The sequence below is a fragment of the Duffyella gerundensis genome, from assembly GCF_001517405.1.
Taxonomy (GTDB): Bacteria; Pseudomonadota; Gammaproteobacteria; order Enterobacterales; family Enterobacteriaceae; genus Duffyella; species Duffyella gerundensis.
The window spans coordinates 90,568-112,128 of the sequence record NZ_LN907829.1; the positions used below are offsets into that span (position 1 = coordinate 90,568).

The following is a 21,561-nucleotide window of genomic DNA, read 5'->3' on the forward strand; positions in this document are numbered from 1 at the left end:
ATGAATAATAAAAAAGGGATTTTTATAATAAAAGAAAGCATCTGTCTGCGTCATTATCCTTTGACGCTTAACGGAGAAAACAAAATGAAATACGCAGAACTGGGTAAAACAGGGATTTATGTTTCACGCATTTGTCTCGGGACGATGACATTTGGCGGGGCGGATAATGCCGCCGGTAATGCCATCGGCCGTCTGACGGGCAAAGAGGCGGACATTATCGTTGGTGAGGCGCTGGACGCCGGCATCAATTTTATTGATACCGCCGATGTCTACGGTTCGGGGGGTTCTGAAAGCGTGCTGGGTGAAGTACTGGCGCAGCGCCGCGGTCACGTTTTCCTTGCAACAAAAGCGCACAGCAGAATGAATGCGGGCCCAAACGATGCAGGCCAGTCGCGCTATCACCTGATGCAGGCGCTTGAAGCCAGCCTGCGGCGGCTTAAAACCGATCACATTGACTTATATCAGGTTCACAACTTTGATGCTGCAACGCCGGCTGAAGAGGTTTTGCGTACGCTGGATGATATGGTGCGTCAGGGTAAGGTCAGGTATATCGGCTGTTCGAATTATGCGGGCTGGCAGCTTGCCAAAGCCCTGGGTGTCTCGGCTGAACATAAGCTTGAGAAATTTGTCAGCGTACAGTCTTTTTATTCGCTGGCCTGCCGCGACATTGAGCATGAACTCCTGCCGGCAATCAAGGACAGCAACAGCGGACTTCTGTGCTGGAGTCCACTGGCAGGCGGGCTGCTTTCAGGGAAATTTGATCGCAGCGGCAATCATGACGCTTCGGGCAGGCGCGCGAAGATCGAATTTCCACCCGTCGACAAGAACCAGGCATGGGATATCGTGGATGTGCTCAGAGCCGTTTCTGAAAAACACTACACCACGCCAGCCAGCATTGCGCTCGCCTGGCTTCTTTCGTCACCGCAGGTGACCAGCGTTATAGCGGGCGTGCGTAATGTGGAGCAACTCAGGGGCAACCTCTGCGCACTGTCTGTTGAGCTCAGTGAAGAAGAAAAAGGGATGCTGGATGAGGTCAGTCATCCGGGGATTCGTTATCCGGGCTGGATACAGTCATATAATGCCGCGAGTCGTTACCCTGCGGGCTTTACCGATACCGGACCCAGCTGGGTGCTGGGCGAGTCACCCGTCTGAAATCAAACATATACAGGATGTCCGGTTCCTGTTCAGGCTGAAAAGGGCTGGTACAAAATAAATGCCAGTAGAAGCTGAATATCTCAGTGTCAAAGATCCTCTGCTCGCTCCGAACATGGGTGTGTTGTCAGCCCGCTTTGCAATCATGGCATATGCATCTTTTGACGCCTGAAGGCTCGCAGTAAAGTTGGCGTGATTTCTCTTAATAACTGCTGGTTTTATGCCAGCATTATCGCTCATGTTCTTTCGGAGCATCAGCAATGAAAAAAGCCATCGCATACCTTCGCTTTTCCACTTCCTCGCAGCAGTACGGAGACTCACTTCGCCGCCAGAATAAACTCGTGGCAGAGTGGCTGGATTCGCATCCGAATTATCTGCTGGACGATCTTACTTACAAAGATCTCGGCCTCAGCGCCTTTGACGGCTCCCATGCCGTTCACGGTGCTTTTTCTGAGTTTATGGAGGCCGTACAGGGCGGTTACATTCCGCATGGAACGGTACTGCTTGTGGAAAGCCTCGACCGCCTTTCACGCGAAAAGATTGGCGAGGCCACGGAGCGGCTTCGCAGTATTCTCAGCGCCGGCATAGATGTGGTTACCCTGACCGATCACACGCATTACACAAAAGACTCTCTTGATGACCCTTACTCGCTGATAAAAGCCATTCTCATCGCCCAGCGAGCCAATGAGGAAAGCGAAATCAAGTCGCGCCGTATGAAGTCTGCCTGGCAGAAAAAAAGAGAGGACGCGGAGGCATCGGGCCGTATCATTACCCGCAGCTGCCCGCGGTGGCTGAGAGTGAGCCATGACGGAAAAAGCTTTGAGCTTATAGCCGAACATGCCGCCACCCTTCAGGAGATATTTCGCCTGCGTCTGGAGGGCAACTCCATCAACGGCATTACCAAAATGCTCAACGACAGAAACGTGGTTACGCTGACCGGCGAGGCAGGGCGATGGAATCCTTCCACCGTAGAGAAACTGCTCTCTAATAAGGCGCTTACCGGCGTGTACGTCCCGTCATACCGGACAATCGCAAACGGCATTCAGGAAATCCCGGGCTATTTCCCCCGCGTTATTGCCGATAAAACGTTCAGTGCCGTGCGCGGGTTTCGGAGCCGACCTTACGGAAAGGATAAAGAGACAAATAACCCCTGGCTGATTAATCTTTTTCGCTCGGTAATGACCTGTAAGGCGTGCGGCCACAGCATTATGCTGAACGGCATCGACGCGCGGGGAATGGGATATTACGTCTGTCCCATGCGGCGCCTTCATCGCTGCGACGCGCCCGCGCTGAGGCGAGACATTGCCGATGCCAACCTGATACGAACGGTGCTGGCCGTTGTGGATAAATTTCAGCCCGGGCGGACCGTTAAAGTGCCCGTCAGGATACTGCAGGATCGAAATATTCTGATTCTGAAGAGCATTGACCAGCTCGTGGAGGCCCTGCAGGTGGCGCCGGAGGTGACCGCGCTGGCCGAAAGGATAAAGGCGCTGCACAGGGAGTTCAAAAGTAACGAGGTAACGATGCACGCCCTGAAGAGCCGGGAGCGGCTGGCTACCGTTAACGATATTTCGCTGCTGAACCTGGCTCTTAAAACCGATCGCGAAAAATGCCGTCGCTTTGTCATGCGTAACTTCCGGGACATCAGGCTGGATACGGCCAGCAAGACCTGCGACATCCTGTTCAGCAACGGCTTCCGGCTGCTGAACTTCCCCCTGCTGAAAAGTACCGACCCGGGTCAGCTGGTCAGCGCGCTGGCCTATACGGACGATGAAACGCTTGTGCTTTAAGCCGGGTGGCGAAGACATCCCATATCAGAGAGCGTAAAAGCCGGCTCTGAAGAGCGGGCGCACCTTATACATGCGCCCGCTTTTTCAGAGGAAGTGAATATGCTTTTTACCGTGGAAGGGCGAAACGCCCACGCGCGCCTCCACCTGAAAGACGTCCATCAGCAGCGATTCGGTCAGCACCTCGTCCGGCGTGCCGCTGGCCACGATGCGCCCGTGCTGCATGATAATCAGTGAATCACAGAACATGGCCGCATGGTTCAGGTCGTGCAGCGCCACGATGCTGGTCACCGGCAGCGTGCTGATAAGGCGCATCAGCTGTATCTGATGATGAATGTCCAGATGGTTGGTCGGTTCGTCGAGCAGTATCTCCACGGGCGACTGGGCCAGCGCCCGGGCAATGTGTACCCTCTGACGTTCACCGCCGGAAAGGCTCTGCCAGCCCTGCGAACGCCGGTCAGCCATCTCCACGCGATCCAGGGCTTCGGTAACGATGCGGTCGTCTGCGACGGTCCAGGATGAAAACGGAGAATGGTGCGGCGTGCGGCCAAGCTTTACCACGTCCTCCACCCGGATATTGGCATCGGTGGCGCCGTGCTGCTCCACAAAGGCCACGCGCCTGGCTACCTGCTTTTTGCCCATGCGGGCAATGTCCGCGTCGTCGAGCAGCACGCTGCCGCTGTCGGGCCGGCGCAGACCGGCAAGAATGCGCAGAAGCGATGATTTACCCGAGCCGTTCGGACCCAGCAGGCCAAGCGTCTGGCCCTGCGATACGCTCAGGGAGACGTCATCGACAATGAGCTTTTTGCCGATTCGCCAGGAAATATTTCTGGCGCTGATGCTCACAGCTTCCTCCGGGCGCGGTAAAGAATGGCGGCGAAGAACGGCACCCCGACCAGCGACGTCACCACGCCAACCGGCAGCGTCTGAGGCGCTATCGCCGTCCGTGACACAATGTCGGCCAGCATCATAAATAGCGCCCCAACCACGGCGCTGGCAAGCAGCAGCGGACGGTGCAACGGCCCTGAAAAGTAGCGCACCACGTGCGGCACCACGAGACCCACAAAGCCGATTGAACCGGCCATGCTGACGATGGTCGCCGCCATGAGGGCGGTCGCGGAGAACAGGACAAGCCGGATAAAGCCCACAGGGATGCCCAGCGAGGCCGCCGCATCCTCGCCAAAGGTGAAGGCGTCCAGCGCCTTGGCATACCAGAGACAGACGGCAAGACCCAGCATCACCACGGTCATTACCAGGGTAAACTCAGGCCAGCGCACGCCGCTGAAACTGCCCAGAAGCCAGAACATGACGTCACGGGCCTGCTGGGCATTGGCAGAGGTGCTGATGATGTAGGCGGTAATGGCGTTAAACAGCTGCGAGGCGGCCACGCCGGCCAGGATGGTGCGCTCGCTGCCGCCCCTGGCGCCGTTGGTGAGGATGGCGACAAAGGCAAACGCAGCAAAGGCGCCCGTAAAAGCGCCGGCCGACAGCGAAACTGCGCCGGTTCCCAGCCCCAGCACAACCACGGATACCGCACCGGTCGAGGCGCCTGCGGAGACGCCAAGCACGTACGGTTCAGCAAGTGCATTCTTCAGCAGGCACTGCAGCACCACGCCGCAGACGGCCAGTCCCGCCCCACTGCAGGCGGCGACCAGCGCGCGGCTCAGCCGGAAATCCCAGATAACCGTTTCATGAATGCGGTTCAGCGGAACCGCCGTCAGGCCCAGCTTGTTACCGAAGGCGTAAAACGTGGTCTGCAGCGGAATGGAAAGCTCGCCCACGCCCACCGCAAAGCCGGCCATCAGTAACAGCAGCAACAGAGAAACCAGCGTCAGCACGGTACGCCTGATGAGTTTTGACGTTAATCTTCCTGCCGACATCACTTAATTCCTGATTTTTCCATCTGTTCTGCCACCTGCTCCGCGCCGGGAAGGGTCCGGACGGTTGGATTCATCGCCTGACCATCCATAACAAAGACGCGTCCTTTTCTGACGGCCTCAAGCTGGCTGACCGCGGGGTCGCTTTTGAGAAATTTGATTTTCTCTTCGGCCTTATCCAGCGCCCACCGGTTGCGGTCCAGGCTGGACACCACGATGACATCTGGATTGGCCGCAATGATGCTTTCCCAGCTTACCGTCGGCCATTCTGTGGCGGAGGTAATGGCGTTATGGCCGCCGAGTACGCTGGCGATAAAGCCGGAGGCGCTGTTTTTACCCCCCACGTAGGCGTCAGAAGACGGCGACGCGCTGGAGAACCAGAATACGAAGGAGGGATTGCCGGCACGTCCTGCAAACTTTTTGCGCAGGGCCGCCTCCCGGTTTTATAGTCGGCGATAAGTTTTTCTCCGCGGTCCTGAACGTTGAAGATGGCCGCCATATCGGCGATTTCCTTATACAGCAGGTCCATGTTCCAGAGCGCGTCGCGGCTGCCGTAGATGTCACCGGTGTTCTTCCTGGTGGCGCACATTCCCGGAGACAGGTAGCTGTTTATTCCGAGCGAGGAAAAGTCCTCACGTTTTGCCACCTTGCTGTCCGGGCCGAGCAACAGGGGAAGCTGGGCCGCCACAAAATCCGGGTTGACCGCCAGGATGGATTCCAGCGTGGGGATTTCAACGGTCAGTAATTTTACCTGCGCATTCTGTTTTTCGAGTTCCGGCATCACTTTTGTGGGCCAGAAGGCGGTAGCGGCGAGCTTATCTTTCAGCCCCAGAAGCAGCATGATTTCCGCGGTGTTCTGTCCCAGCGCGACCGCCCGCTCTGGCGCATGCGTGAAGGTCATTTTCTGACCGCAGTTTTCTATCGTCAGTGGATACGTGGTGGCAAAAGAGGAAGCGGCACATCCCAGGGCAAGCGCACAGAGGGTTACAGCGGTTTTCAGCATTTTCATAATACGACCTGTTTTCAGCTCCGGATGAGCCGGCTGGCGGTGGAAGATTTTCAGATGGCGGCCTGTGTGATCCTGTCCGGAACGCTCCGGATAACAGCAGCAGGGCGGGAAAAGAACCCCGGTGTAAATGAAAATCATTATTATCGGTCAGTTTTATACGTACCCCCTGGAGGCTTGTCAATCAGGGTGATAGTTCACTGACGGTCATGGCCAGGCAGGTGGTGTATAAGTGAAGGGGGATATGAGCTGAGGTAATTGCAGTATTTCTGTCAAATGACAGGATGACTTTGCCTGCACTCCTGAGCGTTTTTTTCAGCCCTGACTTCGGTTTTTTTGCTCAATAAGACGTTGCGTACGGAAAACCAGGCATATCGCCCGCAGGGCGATGCTTGTCCGTCTTTCAACGTGAACGCGCCTGTCTTAAGCACATGAAAAAATCTGAGAGGCCATTGTCCCGTTAATCAATTTTTGGTGAATCTATGCTTAAAACAGCAGGCTGGCTCTGATATGCACTCTAACAACTCGCCATTCACTTCCGTGCATGTCTATGCAAATGCTTAAAACTTATCAGGATGAATTTCACTGTTTCGGGCAGGGAAAGGACCGGGTTCTGGCGTGAAACGCGCTGAGGGCGCCGGCGGCGGTGCGGCGAACTAATGTTATGGTGAATAAACGCGAATGATAGGGAAAAAAGCCCCGAAGGGCTTTGGAGTTAATGACTTATTTTTTTGGATTTGCTGGGTTTCAATTTGTCATTGTTTCCAGGGGTATCTTTATTGTCGCGCTGACGTTTATCAGGTTCCCCTGTTGAATCAGCAATCCTTTTAGGACCAGGTTTAAGAGCCATGAGAGATATCCTTTTAGCGTTTAGGAGGAAAGCCCTCTAACTGTATATCTCGACAGTAAGCAGGTTATCAAGAGGTATGGATAGATTATTTTTTGTCCTTTAATTAAAGCTGCTGTATAGTGTGATATACATGTATAGCGATTGTAATTCAGGAGGTCTTCATGCTGGCTATCCGATTATCTGATGAGATTGAGGCACGTCTGGACTCGCTGGCAAAACAAACCGGCAGAACAAAGACGTTCTATGCGCGGGAAGCGATACTGGCGCATCTGGAAGACTTGGAAGATTATTACCTTTCAGCAGAAACTGTGGCACGCGTTCGCCGTGGCGATGAAAATGTGCATTCGTCTGAAGACGTGAGGAAGTCACTTGGTCTGGACGATTAACTATTCCGACCGGGCGCTCAAATCGTTACGTAAGATGGACAAGCAAAACGCGCGACGGATTGTGGATTTTATGGATTTACGCATTGCTGCTGCCGCCGATCCGCGCCAGTCAGGGAAGCCGCTCAAAGGTGAGCTGGGCGAGTTCTGGCGTTATCGGGTCGGTGATTATCGTATCCTGTGTGAAATCAGGGACGACGAGCTGGTTATTCTAGCGGCCACCATTGGCCATCGACGTGAAGTCTACGACTGAAGCCCGCTATGCGGGCTTTTTTATGCGCGGCGCGCAATCAGTCATTATGAGTGAAGCGTCCGCTTCTCGCTCATAAATAACATGTAGCATTCTCTCCAATTGATCGCGCTACGCGAATTCTGCTGAAAATCCGACATGCTTGTACAAAGCATGAAAAATTGGCTAGGTATACCCAAATGTCACCCCATGAAATCATGCGTTTTTACCTTTAAGTCATGATATAAAAGTCATACTATCCTTAGTCATAACCTAAAAGTCATTTGCGGGTAAAAAATGTACATCTTTGCTTATCTACGTGCTTCCACGCGAGAGCAGGACGCGGAACGTGCCCGAAATCGTCTTCAGCAGTTTGTTGCCGAACGAGGACACCGGATTGCCAGCTGGTACGTCGAGAATGTATCTGGCGCGTCACTGAGGCGACCTGAGCTGATGCGACTGCTTGAGAACGCGGCGCCGGGTGATGCGATACTGATAGAACAGGTTGATCGCTTATCCCGTCTTGATGATGATGGCTGGAAAACACTTAAAGAGCTTATAAGCAGCAAAAGCCTGTCGATTATCAGCCTGGATCTGCCCACAAGTTATGTCGCGCTCGAGAACCATCGCGGAGACGAATTCACAGCCGCCATGCTGCGCGCTATAAACGCAATGATGCTGGATATGCTTGCAGCTATCGCGCGCAAGGACTATCAGGACAGACGTCGCCGGCAGAGCGAAGGCATAGTAAAGGCAGTAGAAGGTGGTAAATTCAAAGGCCGTCAGCCGAATCTGCAGATGCATCAGAATGTCATTAAGCTTCGTTTGCAAAACGGGATGAGTATCCGTGAGACAGCTTCAATATGCGGCATTTCAGAGCGTCAGGTGATTCGGATAACGCAGCGCCATCTCAGTAATTGCGATCCTGAAGGGAAGGGGGTAGGTGATGAACAACAAATCATTTAGGAGGGGAGTTCAGGCCGCAAGTGGTTATAAAAAATTAACCAAGACAGCCCGAATTCTGCAGGATACATCTGAGCGCTGGGCCAGTCGTCATGGTTTACCATCGTTCGTGGGACGATTGCCAGTTCCGATATTGATAGCATTATTAATAACTATTCTGCTTTTTAGTGGCTTATTAATAGGCGGGGTCATACTTTTGATCGCTGCCTTTGTTTACATGCTGACTAACATTACCATTAATCCTTCCGACGAGGATTATGGATCGCGGGACAGTAGTTATGGGGGGCATGAATATCGAGACGGGCCTGAAGGTTTTGGGCTTTACTCAGGCCCGGACGACATAAATGTGACCTCTGGACGCGTTGATTGGGATGATGATGAAGATTAAGTAACTAATCTTCATCATCAATTCTCTTATAATTTAACCGCTCCCTTAGCTGCTTCTACGGCGCTGCCGCCAGCCTTTTGAACTTGATTTGTACCGCTTTTCAATGCGCCATCGAGCACACCACCCACCCTGACACCTGCCCAAGACAAAGCCCCCATCCAGAACGCCGGCAGTACCAGAAACATCGATGCCATAACGAAGTTCATGATCAGATCATCCGAGCTGTTCTGAAAGCCGGCCATGTTGAAACTGCTGTGCGTGTCCGAGCTGTAGAGCGCCGTCAGCAGCCAGCTGTCCAGCCAGCGCGCCAGTTCCCACCAGAACGTCAGGAAGTTAAGGGCGAATACCACAAACGTCAGCGTGATAACCGTTTTAATCTCATACGCTGAAAAAGCCAGAATAAGCGGCAGGACTACTACCACGGCCATCAGCAGTACGGCCTGCACCATGGGCAGCGCCTGGCGCATGGCGTCGAATGCCGGAAACGCCGCGACGCTTCCCAGTGCGGTTCCGCCGATTGCCGCAACGCGCGACACCGAGTTATCCAGGGTGAAATCCGCATTGCCGCCGTAGCCGGCATAAACGTGGCCGCCCTGTGAAACCGTCAGGCTTTCAGGGCTTACCAGGCGACGTATTACGGCCTCCCGGTAGTCGGTCGCATTGCCGCCGATCATGGACATGGCTGCGGAAAGACGGGTCCATAATCCCGGATCAGCCTGGTCAACGACGCGGGCCTGCAGGCCGGTTTCGGCCTTGCTCCACCATTCGCTGCAGGTCGGATAGCCGCCCCGGCCAGTGTCCGGGCGCCCGCTGTCCCGGCTTTCGCTCCACGGAAACGCGGCGCGGGGCGTTTTTGACTGCAGGCTGCCGTAATAGCTGCCCAGAAACGTCTTGCTGCCAATCCATTCAATGTCGCGCAGGGTAGCTTTATCCTTCGTCTGGCCCTGATCCTCGCGCTTCCACATGTACAGCGCCAGCGAATAGCAGTCGTTGGTGAAGTCCTGCAGCTCCTCGGCGAGCCCCTTGTTATTGATGCGCGTGTGCTGCACCTCAAAGCGGATCTGGCGCATGTCAGGACGACAGGGGATGGTGGCGACGGACGCCTGGGTGATGCCTTTTGCCAGCTTGTGCATCAGATACCACCAAATCGGTGCGGCGGCCGTCTGGTCGTTAAGGCTGGAAATCACGGGCGAATAGCCGGTGTCATCCGGCGCCTTTGGCGTCCAGGTGCCGCACGTCTGCGCGCGGGAGGCATCATATTTGATGGTGCTCATGTCCACGTTCATCAGCGGCATGCAGCAGGCAATCATGACCAGAAAGGAGGTGTAAATGGCGTGCTCCATCCGGGGAATGGACAGCGCACCCTTGTTTCCCTCATCCTCACCTTCCTCCCGGACCTTCAGCCAGATGCCGATAAGGCGAAAGGCCACCGGAGCGGCAAAAAGGCCGGTACTGAGCAGGATATTCCACAGGCCGTTATTGACGACCCAGCCGAGCAGGGTCAGGAAATACTCCAGGTAACTGTTGGTCAGCATTATGACGCTCCCGTGCCGCTGAGCAGCACCAGTTCACACACCACGGCGAAAATCACGCTGACCGCGGCGATCCGCATAAGCGGCTGCCGGTACTGCGACCTGAACCCCGGCGCGCGCAGGATTTTCACAAATCCCCACGTCAGGCCGCCGTATATCGCCAGCCGCCACATCAGCCAGCCGTATTTTGCCTGCTCCATCCACTTGCTGAAGGCGGCCGCCTGGTCAGAGTTTTTGATCGCGTTGTCCGCAATAACCAGCGCGGCCAGCAGCAGAGCCAGCAGCGTGCCGGTAATGATCAGCGTGCGCTGCAGAACGGGATGACGACGGAAAAATGAGGCGCGGCGCGCCTCCTTTACAGGTTTCATGGTGCGGGCCTCTCTCATTTGCTTTCAGTCTCGGGCACCGCCAGGCGGTTCATGCGGCTGTCCGTGTTGTCATCGCTCTGGGTCTGCGGGTTGCTGTTTACGCGGCCATTTTCGCGATCGATGATGGTCAGCACGGAGTTGCGGGACAGCTCGCGTTTGAGCTCCATTTCGTTACGCAGCGCGGTGATTTCACGATCGATCGCTTCGACGCGGCGATCGCCTTCCGATATCGCCAGTGGCTGAGATGCCGCGTTCGGCTCTGACATACCGGTGACGAGCATGCGGCGCATGAGCAGGGCGGTTTCAACCGTATCAGCCATCGCCAGTTCGCCGGCTAGCCTCGCGGTAAGGGCGGCATTGTCCGGATCACGCTGCAGCGCCCTGATGACGCCGGCGGTAATCGGCAGGCTGCCGGTTTTCAGCTTCGCCAGGTTGGCGGCGTTTGGCGGCTCGCTGCCGTTGACGAGCTTCACAAGCTGCTCAGTATTGGTCTTTGTGGTCTCTTCAAGAATGGGCGCAAATCCCGTGCCGGCAATGGTGGTGTTGGGCTGTTGCTCTTCACCTCCGCTGGTACATTCAGACGCATTGGAGCAGGTACGAAGTGAGCGATCGCCAAGAACCTGGACGATTGCGTCGGCGGCTTTTTCCGCACTTTCAAACTTTTTGCAGGCTCCGCCTTCACAGCTGTCGCTGTGTACTGAGTCCGTGCTGAGAACGGGCAGGCTGTTCATCATGTTATAACCGGCGGCGGCAAGATCATGAGTAGGGCGAATCGCCTTCTGGCCCTGGCCTCCACTCATCTCTCCGCCTATCCAGCTTCTGCCCGCTTTGCCGCCCAGCTGTTCCGATTCGTTATCCACGCGCACCGCATCAGCATCTCCACTGTTAACCAGCGATTTGTATTCCTCCATCATGGCGCCCTGAGTCCACTTATTGCCGTCGGAAAAGTTCATCATCCGCTTCGACATATTGCGGCAGTTAAGCTGCGCCTTATCAAACGCCACATTTGCCTGCAGCACGCCGTTGGTCAGCATGTCGTACAGGCCCGGATTGGCGCGCTGTATGACCATGGCCGGCAGGCTCGCCACCGCGCCGGTGGCACCCTGGATTACTTCGCCCATGAGATTTTTGTAGCCGCTGGTTACACCGTTCAGCTGATTACCCACGGTGGTTTTCAGATCGAAGTTGCCGCACATCAGATCGCTGCTCCAGCCGATATTCATCCCCAGCTTGCGCATGCTGTTGCGCGTGGCCGGCTGAGAAATAACGGAGCCACCGCCGAGGGTGTAATACAGCTTGTCGGATACCGCGCCGCTGACGTCTTTGCCATAGCCGATCGCGCTGTTGTTGACCGAGGGGAGCGAAATGCCAAACGCCGACGAACGGTTATCATCGTCAGCCTGAGCTGAGCCGAGTGTTCCGGCGATCGCGACGGCCAGCACGGCTGTTTTAATTTTGCGTGATGACATACTTGCCTCTTAAAAATTGGTTGAATACAGAAAGGTCTGGCCGCGACGCTTGCAGCAGCTGTAGGGCTGCCACAGGGCGTACGCCTCGTTGCCGTCCTGCGCCGTGGGCCAGGCGCCGTCGGGAAATACGGCGCAGGTGGCCGAGAGCGTGGGGGAAAGCCGCTGCCATTTATGGTTAGCCGTGCCGGTGTTTTCCTTCACCTCGCCCGGCGGCCAGTAGCCCGGCTTGCGGGTGCCCTTCAGCTGCTGATAAACGTGGATCTGCCCGGATCGGGTAATGATGTCGGCCACGCGCTGGGCGACGACGGCGGAAGCCTTGTCATCGTCCGTCTGGCTGACGAAGCCCGATCGCGGATAGAGGTTGCCCCACATGTTGGCGCTGGCCTGGCTGCCCAGCTCGCGCTGTCCGGGAATAAGCGCCTCCGGATAAAGCGACTCTGGGAGGCCCGAACGCCACATAAGGGAGTCCAGCGTACTGAGGAAGTAAGGATTAAATGCCCGGGCCGCGGTGTCGCAGGAGTAGCCGGCAATGCTGCCGCCAATCAGGGAGGTTGCCGGATGCCCGATGGCGTCCGCGTATTTGAACTTAATGTTTGACTGACGACGTCCCGCGTCCTTGATGTCGGCGGCATTCCCTCCTCCGGCGGCGGCGCCGCTGGTCAGCCCGCCGTCAACGACTCCGGCAGCTCCGCTCATAAAAGCCATTTCATGCCAGGGATTGCCGCCCGGGCCGGTGTAGGTCGATACCACCACTTCAGGGATGTAGTGCGTCACCTTAACCGAAGTTTTGACCGAGCAACCAAAGGGCGTACACATCAGCCAGTAGCAGACGCCGCTCACGCGCCAGCTGATGCAGTCCTGCGTCACCGCGCTGGCGATAATCCCGGCGGTATTGATGGCGGCGAGCGTGGCGGGCGCTGCGGCCACGGCCAGAACCGAGGCCGTGCCGGCGGCGCAGAGGTGTTTTCTAAATGATCCGGGCATCAGTCTGCCCCCTGCGTGCGGTGCAGGTTTGCCTGTGCCACGTCAGCGGTGCCGTATACCACATCCCGATCATCAAATACGACGGCGGGGTACTTGTGCAGGCCGATTTCCCAGGCATGGACCACCTGACGATAGGCGCCGGCAATCTGCGCCTGCTTCCGGGGCCAGTAGGGCGACTGAATGACCTGCTGAGCCTGCAGGGCGGCCTGCTGAGGATCTGACGACAAATCGCCGAATATGGCCTGCTGCAGACGATCGGGCCCGTCCAGCCAGACAACTTCAGAATCGGCGGTAAGGTTCAGGGGAGGGTGCTGAGCGTCGGTAAAAACGACGGTGCCTGCCATTACCTGGATGGGTATCAGCAGGGAAAAAAACAGGAGTGGCCTGATGCGCATTGCAAATCTCCGTCACGGGTATCAGGGTGCCAGCGTGACAGCGCGTGCTCAGGGATTCAGCAGTAAACTCTATTTCGGATTTTGAAAATTTGTCGGCATTGGCGGAATCATTATGAAAAATGGAACAGCGAATGTCCGCTATGTGCCAGAAGCGGACGTTCAAAAAAGCTGGCTTACCATTTTTTATTGGGCATAGCGTCAGTCTTCTGGCCCGTAAAGAGTTAAATCTGCCTTTAGGGGCGGGCGATGCAGCCAATGTCAGCCACAGCATCTCGTGGAGAATTACATTCGAGCCCAAAAAAATGATCGCGCCAGCAAAAGAGTAAAAACTGATGCCACTCAGAGCCAGAGCAGCAAGGTATGTAAAAAAATGCATGTCAACGCAGTTATGGAGGTGTGAACAAGCTCATCATACGCATCCATAAAAAATTTCAGGAAAAGGAATAAAAACTGCATTAGTGCATTTGACGTAACTGATGCACGTAATGAACTATTGAGCCTGCCCGGTGAAGCACAGCATGAGAATCCTCGATTTTTCTCATGCTGATAAGCATTAAGCCCTGAAGGAACGTATGAATGCACCATCCGGGAGAGTAATGCACAGAATAAAAGACAGGGATTTTTTTGTCGGGCGAACTTCGTTTTATCGGGGTTCCCCTTTACCGGTAAAAATCTCTGCAATACCAGGTTTTTTCACTTCAACTAACGAGGTTTAAGATGAGTATTAATCCCTACGGTGCCGATCTTTTTACAGCGTTTTATAACTCAAACGATGCAGACATTGCTTCTCAATTAGTTAACGAGCGTCTGTCTGATTCATTTCAGGATCATTCGCCTGTATTTGGCGCAAAACCTGATAAAACAGGGTTTGAGAACAGCGTGCGCTTTATTAATAAAGCTTTCCGGCAGGTTTATCATGTTGACCGGATGATTGAACAGGGTGATACCGTTGTCGCAATCTGGCATGCAGAGGTAGAGCATACGGGACAGTTTCTTCATTTGCCGGCGACAGGCCGTCATTTTTCTCTTAACGGCATTACTGCCTATTCTCTTGAGAATGGAAAAATCACTGGTCACTGGGAGCAGTTTGATCAGCTTTCAATGCTCCAGGCGCTCGACATCATCCCTAAACTGGTAAGTTGATTAGCTGAGACTGCAGACATTCAGGGGTAATCTCAGACATGAGTGAAGAGTCATGTCACCCAAAACGCATCGCTGTGTGATAATTTATGATTCAGGTGCTGGCGCCAAAAACTTTAGGTCAGATACATATGTTGAAATGTAACCTGCCATCATGCGGTGTGGCGAGATTTCTCATTTTACTTGATGGTCCCTGGGCAACGTTAATTGTCAGAGAATTGCTGCGTGGTCCTCAGCGTTTTAGCGAATTACGTACATCACTAACTGGTATCAGCGCGCATACACTCACCCACCGTTTGCGACGCTTTGAAAAGAGCGGATTGGTCATGCGTACCGCTTATGCTGAAACACCACCCAAGGTGATTTATGAACTGACGGAATTGGGTAAATCACTGGAACCGATTCTGCTGACCATGAATAACTGGGGACAGAACATTCCAGACGACGTACTCAGGTCCGCAATAGTTAATGATAACGAGATGTGAGCCAGGACTTTAAAAATGACATACCGAAATAACCAGGTTAATCACAGACACCTGCAACTGGCTGCTGAATAAAAATCAGTAACGGCCTGCTTTTGCGGGATAGAATTTATGAGGCAATGTCTGAGATTAATGGTGAATCAGAAATAAATTTATGGAGGTACAGGCGCCTGAAAAGTGAAAAAATTACGTGATGTTTTAATCGCAAGAATTATTTATTTAAATACGTCCTGATTATAAGCAATCGTTTTGATGTGACGTCATTCCCACGTGCACTTTTTTAAATGTGTCCGATAAGTCACGCCACAACTCACTTTATGAAAGAGAGATCAGAAATGAAAATTGCGCTAATAGCACCAACAGGAAAAATCGGATTTGAGATTGCCAGGGAAGCACTGCGTCAGGGACATACTGTTACAGGTATTGTCAGAACAGGTCGCCCTGTTCCCGAAGAGCTGCAAGATGTCAAATTTGAAGTCGCTGATATTTATGATACGGCTTCGTTTGGAAAAGTCATTCACGGGGCTGATGTTCTGGCCAGTGCTTTTGGCGTCCATGGCGAGCACATTGGTGAACTGGTGGGGGCCGCCCAATCCATAATCAGTGCAGCCCGTGCTGCAGATATCAAGCGTGTCATCGTTGTGGGTGGCGCTGCAAGTCTTGAAGTCGCACCGGGTGAAAAGCTGCTCAATGCCCCTTACTTTCCATCAGATTACTATCCTTATGGCCTGGCTCATGATGAGGCTTATAAAATTTATCAGACCGCAGATGACTTAGAATGGACGTTTTTCTCCCCTGCCGCGGAGATTAGTCCATCGGAGAAAACAGGCGACTACCAGACTGGTGGTGGTAGCCTATTGAAAGGCGCTGATGGTCTAAGTCGGATCTCATATGCAGACTATGCTGAAGCGTTCGTGAATGAAATTTCACAAAGAAACCACATCAGAAGTATCATGACTGTCGCGCATCGCTGACATAATTAAGGGAGCCGGGGATTTACGTCCTCCCGGCTCCCTCACACATTACGCCTGTATTCATCAATAATCACAGTTACACTTCCCCACCGGCAATTTCTGATTAAACATTCGGTGATATTTGTCCATCCCACCAGCCTGGTCTGACAATACGCGATCATTCAGCAAACTATTATTATGTGCTCGCCCTTCGGCGTGAATAACTTTTTTACGAAGGTCATCTGTTCGTAAAGAATCAGTTATTGGCGAAGATACAGTCTGTCAGAGGCTTACTGTTTTACAGATCAAGGTCTGAAAGGCCCGGATGATCGTCCGGACGGCGTCCCAGTGGCCAGAAAAATTTGCGCTCACTTTCTTTAATTGGCATGTCATTGATTGATGCGAAGCGTCTTTTCATAAGTCCGTCAGCTTCAAACTCCCAGTTTTCATTGCCGTAAGAGCGGAACCAGTTACCCGAATCGTCGTGCCATTCGTAGGCATAACGAACTGCTATGCGATTGCCGCCAAATGCCCAGAGTTCTTTGATTAGGCGGTACTCATGCTCTTTTTTCCATTTGCGCTCAAGAAAGCCCTGGGCTTCGTCACGGTTTTTTGCAAATTCAGCCCGGTTACGCCATTTAGTATCCAGAGTGTAGGCCAGTGCCACTCTTGCAGCATCCCGTGTGTTCCAGCCATCTTCGGCGAGGCGTACCTTCTCTGTCGCTGTTGCCAGAGTAAACGGCGGTAATGGTGGACGTGCCTGTGATCCCGTCATTTAAAGACTCCTGTAATCATTGTTTAAAATTCAGAGTGGTTTTATACCGGACTTACGGAGAGACCTGCTTAAGCAGCATCTGCGCAATTTCTCTCGCGTTATCTGCAGCATCAGGATCCCCCATGACATAAGATGTCGTAATTGCTCCCTCAATGAGAATCAGCAACTTTCTGGACAAATCTTCCGGATGTTGAATATTCAGCTGTTTTGAAAGTTCGCCGACATAATCCAGCAACTTTTGTTTATGCATCTTTGCTAACTGGCAACGGGGTCCTCGGGATCACCCGTTTCTCCGGCTGTATTGATAAACGCACAACCACGGAAACCCTCAGATTTAAACCAGCTGTTGAGCACCGTAAATATATTCAGGATGCGATCCTGTGGCGTATTGCCTTTATCTGTCTCTGTTCTGAACCAATACATCCATCGCTCGTCGCGCACACTCAGTGCGGCAGTTGCAATGTCCTCCTTACCTGAAAATTGTCGATAAATACTTTTCCTTGCCACTCCTGAGGTCTTAACAATAAGGTCCATGCCAGTGGCATGAATACCGTTCTTATAGATAAGCTCTTCAGCAGTTTTAAGGATCTTTTCACGGGTATTGCCTGACGTCATGTTCATGACGAGAAGGTAGAATGATTGTTCTACCCCTGTCAATAAGTTTTGCATCATTGAAGTTTCTAATGACAATAATTCTTAGGAAATGCTCTTAATAACAGTGAGTTAATTCAGTATCAGGCACAAGCCTGATTTACTTTGATGAGAAACCGATGAAGGCAGCTGCACAAAGGTAAAAAGTCAGACGAGCTCGTCTACGCGCACAGTGGCTGTAACATAAGCCGGGGTAGCTGGCTTGCGTAATGGATGGATTAACTCCGTATAAAAAGGATGAGAAGTACTGCTGAAATGATGATGCCGGCCTGTTGGAGGGGTTTTGATGACATTTTGCGTATATCAGTTATAAGAACAATGCATCCCTAAAGCGCGGCGAAATAATGGCTGATGGAGTGTCCAATGCATAAATATGAAGGTCCGCTGATCGCTCTTAGCGGACATTTCATTCTCTGAATAAAGAAGTCTTTCATCGTCAGCCACTGGCTTTAGAGCTAATAAAAAACCGGCCTTACAGGCCGGTTTTTTTATCAGAGATGACAACAGACATTAATCCTCGAACACGCTGTTAACCCAGAGCGTCATGTAAACCATATCCGCCGCGTCGGGCACGTTGACGTACCAGCGGGGCGAGTCAAATTCGTCGTCCAGCGGCAGGCTGGCGCGGCCCTCCTGGGTCAGAAGAATGTCCGCGCGCTTTCCCCGGCCATCCTCCAGATGAATGGCGACGCAGCTGTTTTTCCCGATCCGGTGCGGATTGCAGGTAATGGCGACCGGTGACTGAAGACGATCCTTCAGCGCGCCTTTCATCGCCTCAAGCCGCTCCTGCGTGCTCTGCGTGGTGACAGGTTCGCCCTGCGGATACAGGCCGAAAAGCGTTGGCGTCGGCGTCTCGTCGGCCGCCGGGTTTTGTGTTACGGGGCGCGCGTATTTAAGCTTAATCATGCGGTCAGCTTCTCTCTTTTATCGTTGTATTCCGGCATCCCTGCCAACTCAGCCGTCATCAGTCCACGCAGACGATCCAGTTTTCTTGCTACGAGAATAGCAGCATCCAGCTCCGAACAGTTATGTTTACGCATCAACGCCTTGCGCTCGGCCTTCTCTTCTTTCTCCGTCATGCCCAGCGCCAGAAACAGGCTGGGCGGCACGGCCCGGAACAGCGCCTGCATTTTTTTCGACAGCACCACGCCCTCGGTGTAGCACCCGGAAAGCTTGCTGGCGGAAAGCAGCACGGCCTTTTCCTCGTCGGAAAGGGTGCGGAAGCGGGCGATGTCCTCCACCTCTTTTTTCGGCATGGTCAGGCAGATCCACCATTCGGCCATGTTCAGCATTTTAGCCGCTGCTGCCGGGTAATCCTCAAGGTTCTGGGTGGAGAGCCAGAGCCAGGCCCCGAGCTTACGCCACATCTTGACCACCTTGGTCATGTACGGCGCCAGGAGCGGGTTGACGGTCAATATATGCGACTCATCTGCCGTAAACACGATGTCGCGCTCAAGGTACTGGTCACGCTCCGCGATGTTGTTGATGGTGTTGGTCAGGGACACCATGGTCAGCGCCATCTGGGCCTCATACCCCTCGCGGGCCAGGTGGCCGAGGTCGATGAGCGTGACGTCCACCTCCGGCCACAGCGATCCCTCCCTGTTAAACAGCTCGGCCTCAAAGCTGCCGGGCTGGGTGAACATGCCCAGCGACTCCGCCATCTCCGCCGCCTTGGCCCGACGCGACTCGTTACGCACCTGGCCGCCGTCGACGGCCTCGTCAGTGGAAATGAGGTTCAGGGCGTTCTGCAGGTCGCTGGGCAGCATCTGGCGGTTTTCATCCAGGGTCTGACGGGCGGCCATCAGCAGGGCTTCGCGGATCATGGCCCGGTCGGCGCGCCTGAGCGCGGCGTCTTCCTTTGGATCGCCGCCGGTGATCATCATGCGGGCGGAGATTTCCATTTCGCCCAGGATGTCGCGCTTTTCATTGTCCTCCCCCTCGTCGTCCTCATCGATCTCCGGCAGGTCGCTTTCGTCCACCGCCAGCGGCGGGGCGTCGCTTTCAAACAGCTTGTGCGCGTCGGCGAACGGCGGCAGGGTCACGCCGCTGCCCGGCTTGACGCTGACCTTGTTCACCGTGAGGCCGAGGCTTTCAAAGTAGTCCGCCGTCAGGCCGAAGCTGTTGCCGGCCTCGGCGATGAACAGGCGCGGGCGCTGAACGGCCATCAGCTGGCAGAGCATCGAGCACAGGGTGGCCGACTTGCCCGCCCCGGTTGGCCCGAACAGCAGCATGTGCGCGTTCTGCGAACGGTCGTGTTTGTTCAGGGGATCGAAGTTCAGCACGTCGCCGCCCCGGTTAAAAAAGCTGAAGCCCGGGTTGCCGGTGCCGGTTTCACGCCCGGTGACGGGCAGCAGGCCGGCAAGGTGCTGGACCCACGTCAGGCGGGTGTACCAGTTCTTTTTGTCGTGCTGCGGGTTAAAGCACATCGGCAGCGCGCGCAGCCAGGCATTCAGCGGGCCGACCTCGTGCTCGGCGCGAACGGGCTGCAGCCCCTCGTTGAGCAGCACCGTGGAAAGCTCGATGCGCTTGCGGTTCATCTCCTTTATGTCCCTGGCCTGCAGGAAAAACGTAATGCCGGCGCGGTACAGCTTGTGCCGGTTGCCCAGCAGCTCCTTCACGGCGGCCACGTCCTGGCGCACGCGCCCCGACTCGGTGTTTTCCCCGATGGCGTTCTTTGCCAGCCGGTTAAACTTCTCCTCCAGCGTGTCCTGCGGCTCCGCGATGATGGTCATGCACAGCATGGTGCCCTCGGGAAACATGTCCATCAGGGCGTTGACCTTTTTCTCGCCCCGGCTTTTCTCGCCGGTCAGCGTGCCGGGCTCGGGCGGCTTGCGCAGCCGCTCAACCGTCAGGGCCGAGTGGGCCAGGTTATCGAGCCACCACACGCCGTTTTCCACGTCCGAACGCGGCGGCGTGAACAGCAGCGTCTCGGAGAAGTCGTTTTCCACGGGGATCATGCCGTCGGGCGTGTTGCGGCTGTCCTCGTAGGCCGCCGCGCGGTAAAACTGCTCCCGGTCCATGCCCTCCGGCGCCGGGTTAAACAGGCGCAGGAGCCAGGCGTGCACCTGCAGGCCGTTCTGCCGCGTGCAGCCGATGTTGACGCTGGAGAGCGCGCCGCACAGCCTTTCGCACGCCTGGTTCAGCATGCCGACCGGCGGCATTACGTCGCGGCTGTTTTTCTCCACCCAGCGGTACACGATCATGCGGGTACGGCGCTGCTGGCCGCGCCACGGCTGGCCGGTGATAAGCTTGTCCACAAACAGCCCCTGCGGGCGGGAGATGCCGCGCAGGTGGCTTTCGGTTTCCTTCAGCCACGCCTCGGTAAAATCCGTGTGCTGCGCATGCGGCTTAACGTACCCGCGCAGCCTGTCCAGGTAGGCGTCCACGTCGTTTTCGTCCTGGCAGAAAAACTGCACGATCCAGGGGTTGGCCTCGATGTCGTCAAAGCTGTCCTGCAGCGCGTCCTCAACCACGTCCCGGATCTGCTCCAGGCGCGCGTCGGGACGCCCCTCGGTGGCAACCGGGGTGATATCGTACACGGCCCCGACCGAGACGCCGTCGTCCAGCAGAAGGCACTGATCCTCGTCCAGAAACTCCGCCCACGGCAGGTAGTCCACGATCGACGGATTGTGCGAGTACACCTGCCTTTCGTCGCCCCGCGTCATTTTTCCCGGGCGCGCCAGCGGCTCCGGGCCGTCCTGCTCCGGCGCGGCCTGTCCGGCCGGCCGGTTTTTCTTAAAGAGTCCGAACATCACAGCGCCTCCGTGCGTTCGCCAGGCATCGCGTACTGCGTCTGGTCATAGAAGGGGAAAACGGTGCTGTAGCCCGGCACGGGCGTGTTGCCCTGCGCCAGGTGCGGGAAAACGTACATCACCATGTCGGGATTCGGCAGGCGCGGAAACTGCTGGCTGATCTCCGACTCCTGGGTGCGGCTGTAGCTGCGATCGTCGCCGGCCGTCGCCTGTTGTTCGTTATCGGTCAGGGCGCGGCGCAGGGCGGCGCGCCCCTCCACGCCGCGCGACGGGCCGCTTTCGCCGTCCGTGCCCTTCCAGAGCTCCAGCATGTTGCTGTCGCCCGCCGGCAGCATCTCATCCTTTGACGTGGAGCAGCCCGTCAGGGTGGCGGCCGCGACCAGCACAAAAACGCCGAGTGTTACTGAAATCTGCATGTCACTTCT

Annotated in this window: 22 protein-coding genes and 2 pseudogenes; 10 read left to right on the top strand and 14 right to left on the bottom strand. The window is 55.1% G+C overall.

Going from position 1 to position 21,561, the window contains the following annotated elements:
- The first annotated feature begins 84 nt into the window (after nucleotides 1-84).
- Both EM595_RS20225 and EM595_RS20230 read left to right on the top strand, forming a co-directional pair.
- The gene (locus tag EM595_RS20225) at nucleotides 85-1,152 is read left to right on the top strand and encodes an aldo/keto reductase (protein WP_067437396.1); all 1,068 of its coding nucleotides are present in this window, start codon (nucleotides 85-87) and stop codon (nucleotides 1,150-1,152) included.
- Nucleotides 1,153-1,412: 260 nt separating this feature from the next.
- Nucleotides 1,413-2,942 carry a recombinase family protein gene (locus tag EM595_RS20230; protein ID WP_067437236.1) on the top strand — a complete coding sequence of 510 codons (1,530 nt, stop codon included), beginning with the start codon at nucleotides 1,413-1,415 and terminating at the stop codon, nucleotides 2,940-2,942.
- A gap of 84 nt (nucleotides 2,943-3,026) precedes the next feature.
- Here the strand turns inward: EM595_RS20230 and EM595_RS20235 are convergent, their stop codons facing one another.
- The 4 genes and pseudogenes from EM595_RS20235 to EM595_RS21490 all read right to left on the bottom strand — a co-directional run bounded on the left by EM595_RS20235 (nucleotide 3,027) and on the right by EM595_RS21490 (nucleotide 6,672).
- Nucleotides 3,027-3,785, bottom strand: coding sequence for an ABC transporter ATP-binding protein (locus tag EM595_RS20235; RefSeq protein ID WP_067437238.1), 759 nt, complete (start codon nucleotides 3,783-3,785; stop codon nucleotides 3,027-3,029).
- Nucleotides 3,782-4,819 (bottom strand): FecCD family ABC transporter permease, encoded by a 1,038-nt coding sequence (locus EM595_RS20240; RefSeq protein ID WP_067437241.1) that lies wholly within the window; start codon nucleotides 4,817-4,819, stop codon nucleotides 3,782-3,784. The genes EM595_RS20235 and EM595_RS20240 overlap by 4 nt, the downstream gene beginning before the upstream one ends.
- Nucleotides 4,819-5,963 (bottom strand): annotated as a pseudogene (locus EM595_RS20245) (ABC transporter substrate-binding protein). Before EM595_RS20245 ends, EM595_RS20240 begins: the two are co-directional and overlap by 1 nt.
- Before the next feature lie 574 nt (nucleotides 5,964-6,537).
- Nucleotides 6,538-6,672, bottom strand: a complete 135-nt coding sequence (locus EM595_RS21490) for a hypothetical protein (RefSeq protein WP_269447003.1) — start codon at nucleotides 6,670-6,672, stop codon at nucleotides 6,538-6,540.
- Between the two features lie 161 nt (nucleotides 6,673-6,833).
- Between EM595_RS21490 and relB the strand changes: the two genes are divergently transcribed.
- The 4 genes from relB to EM595_RS20265 all read left to right on the top strand — a co-directional run bounded on the left by relB (nucleotide 6,834) and on the right by EM595_RS20265 (nucleotide 8,635).
- Entirely contained in the window at nucleotides 6,834-7,058 is a 225-nt protein-coding gene (gene relB / locus EM595_RS20250) for a type II toxin-antitoxin system RelB family antitoxin (protein ID WP_067437243.1), read from the top strand.
- Nucleotides 7,042-7,308 carry a type II toxin-antitoxin system RelE family toxin gene (locus EM595_RS20255; protein WP_067437246.1) on the top strand — a complete coding sequence of 89 codons (267 nt, stop codon included), beginning with the start codon at nucleotides 7,042-7,044 and terminating at the stop codon, nucleotides 7,306-7,308. Before relB ends, EM595_RS20255 begins: the two co-directional genes overlap by 17 nt.
- Nucleotides 7,309-7,581: 273 nt before the next feature.
- A complete protein-coding gene (locus EM595_RS20260; RefSeq protein WP_067437248.1) occupies nucleotides 7,582-8,250 on the top strand; it encodes a recombinase family protein in 669 nt (222 codons plus the stop codon).
- The gene (locus EM595_RS20265; RefSeq protein ID WP_067437253.1) at nucleotides 8,231-8,635 is read left to right on the top strand and encodes a hypothetical protein; all 405 of its coding nucleotides are present in this window, start codon (nucleotides 8,231-8,233) and stop codon (nucleotides 8,633-8,635) included. Before EM595_RS20260 ends, EM595_RS20265 begins: the two co-directional genes overlap by 20 nt.
- A 26-nt stretch (nucleotides 8,636-8,661) precedes the next feature.
- On the opposite strand, the gene EM595_RS20270 is transcribed toward EM595_RS20265, so the two are convergent.
- From EM595_RS20270 to EM595_RS20290, 5 genes are read right to left on the bottom strand one after another with little or no spacing between them, the layout of a single operon-like run.
- Nucleotides 8,662-10,170: a conjugal transfer protein TraG N-terminal domain-containing protein gene (locus EM595_RS20270; protein WP_067437256.1), complete on the bottom strand. Its 1,509-nt coding sequence runs from the start codon at nucleotides 10,168-10,170 to the stop codon at nucleotides 8,662-8,664.
- Nucleotides 10,170-10,535, bottom strand: coding sequence for a hypothetical protein (locus EM595_RS20275; protein WP_067437259.1), 366 nt, complete (start codon nucleotides 10,533-10,535; stop codon nucleotides 10,170-10,172). Before EM595_RS20275 ends, EM595_RS20270 begins: the two co-directional genes overlap by 1 nt.
- 14 nt (nucleotides 10,536-10,549) lie before the next feature.
- Entirely contained in the window at nucleotides 10,550-12,004 is a 1,455-nt protein-coding gene (locus EM595_RS20280; RefSeq protein ID WP_067437262.1) for an integrating conjugative element protein, read from the bottom strand.
- A 9-nt stretch (nucleotides 12,005-12,013) separates the two neighbouring features.
- Entirely contained in the window at nucleotides 12,014-12,988 is a 975-nt protein-coding gene (locus EM595_RS20285; RefSeq protein WP_067437266.1) for a TIGR03756 family integrating conjugative element protein, read from the bottom strand.
- Complete coding sequence (locus tag EM595_RS20290; protein ID WP_067437269.1) at nucleotides 12,988-13,383, bottom strand: TIGR03757 family integrating conjugative element protein; 396 nt, start codon at nucleotides 13,381-13,383, stop codon at nucleotides 12,988-12,990. Before EM595_RS20290 ends, EM595_RS20285 begins: the two co-directional genes overlap by 1 nt.
- A 119-nt stretch (nucleotides 13,384-13,502) precedes the next feature.
- Here EM595_RS20290 and EM595_RS20295 point away from each other — a divergent pair, with 119 nt between their 5' ends.
- From EM595_RS20295 to EM595_RS20310, 4 genes are all read left to right on the top strand, one after another.
- Nucleotides 13,503-13,709, top strand: a complete 207-nt coding sequence (locus tag EM595_RS20295) for a hypothetical protein (RefSeq protein WP_157883960.1) — start codon at nucleotides 13,503-13,505, stop codon at nucleotides 13,707-13,709.
- Between the two features lie 391 nt (nucleotides 13,710-14,100).
- Nucleotides 14,101-14,526 carry an ester cyclase gene (locus tag EM595_RS20300; RefSeq protein WP_067437276.1) on the top strand — a complete coding sequence of 142 codons (426 nt, stop codon included), beginning with the start codon at nucleotides 14,101-14,103 and terminating at the stop codon, nucleotides 14,524-14,526.
- A gap of 128 nt (nucleotides 14,527-14,654) precedes the next feature.
- The gene (locus tag EM595_RS20305) at nucleotides 14,655-15,008 is read left to right on the top strand and encodes a winged helix-turn-helix transcriptional regulator (RefSeq protein ID WP_067437279.1); all 354 of its coding nucleotides are present in this window, start codon (nucleotides 14,655-14,657) and stop codon (nucleotides 15,006-15,008) included.
- Between the two features lie 332 nt (nucleotides 15,009-15,340).
- Nucleotides 15,341-15,979, top strand: a complete 639-nt coding sequence (locus tag EM595_RS20310) for an NAD(P)-dependent oxidoreductase (protein WP_067437282.1) — start codon at nucleotides 15,341-15,343, stop codon at nucleotides 15,977-15,979.
- A 277-nt stretch (nucleotides 15,980-16,256) separates the two neighbouring features.
- Here the strand turns inward: EM595_RS20310 and EM595_RS20315 are convergent, their stop codons facing one another.
- The 5 genes and pseudogenes from EM595_RS20315 to EM595_RS20335 form a co-directional block, all read right to left on the bottom strand.
- Complete coding sequence (locus EM595_RS20315; RefSeq protein ID WP_067437284.1) at nucleotides 16,257-16,733, bottom strand: nuclear transport factor 2 family protein; 477 nt, start codon at nucleotides 16,731-16,733, stop codon at nucleotides 16,257-16,259.
- A gap of 52 nt (nucleotides 16,734-16,785) precedes the next feature.
- Nucleotides 16,786-17,354, bottom strand: a pseudogene (locus tag EM595_RS20320) (TetR/AcrR family transcriptional regulator).
- A gap of 540 nt (nucleotides 17,355-17,894) precedes the next feature.
- The gene (locus tag EM595_RS20325; protein ID WP_067437287.1) at nucleotides 17,895-18,290 is read right to left on the bottom strand and encodes a hypothetical protein; all 396 of its coding nucleotides are present in this window, start codon (nucleotides 18,288-18,290) and stop codon (nucleotides 17,895-17,897) included.
- Nucleotides 18,287-21,136, bottom strand: a complete 2,850-nt coding sequence (locus EM595_RS20330; RefSeq protein WP_067437290.1) for a conjugative transfer ATPase — start codon at nucleotides 21,134-21,136, stop codon at nucleotides 18,287-18,289. The genes EM595_RS20325 and EM595_RS20330 overlap by 4 nt, the downstream gene beginning before the upstream one ends.
- Entirely contained in the window at nucleotides 21,136-21,552 is a 417-nt protein-coding gene (locus tag EM595_RS20335) for a TIGR03751 family conjugal transfer lipoprotein (RefSeq protein ID WP_067437293.1), read from the bottom strand. The genes EM595_RS20330 and EM595_RS20335 overlap by 1 nt, the downstream gene beginning before the upstream one ends.
- Between the last annotated feature and the right edge of the window lie 9 nt (nucleotides 21,553-21,561).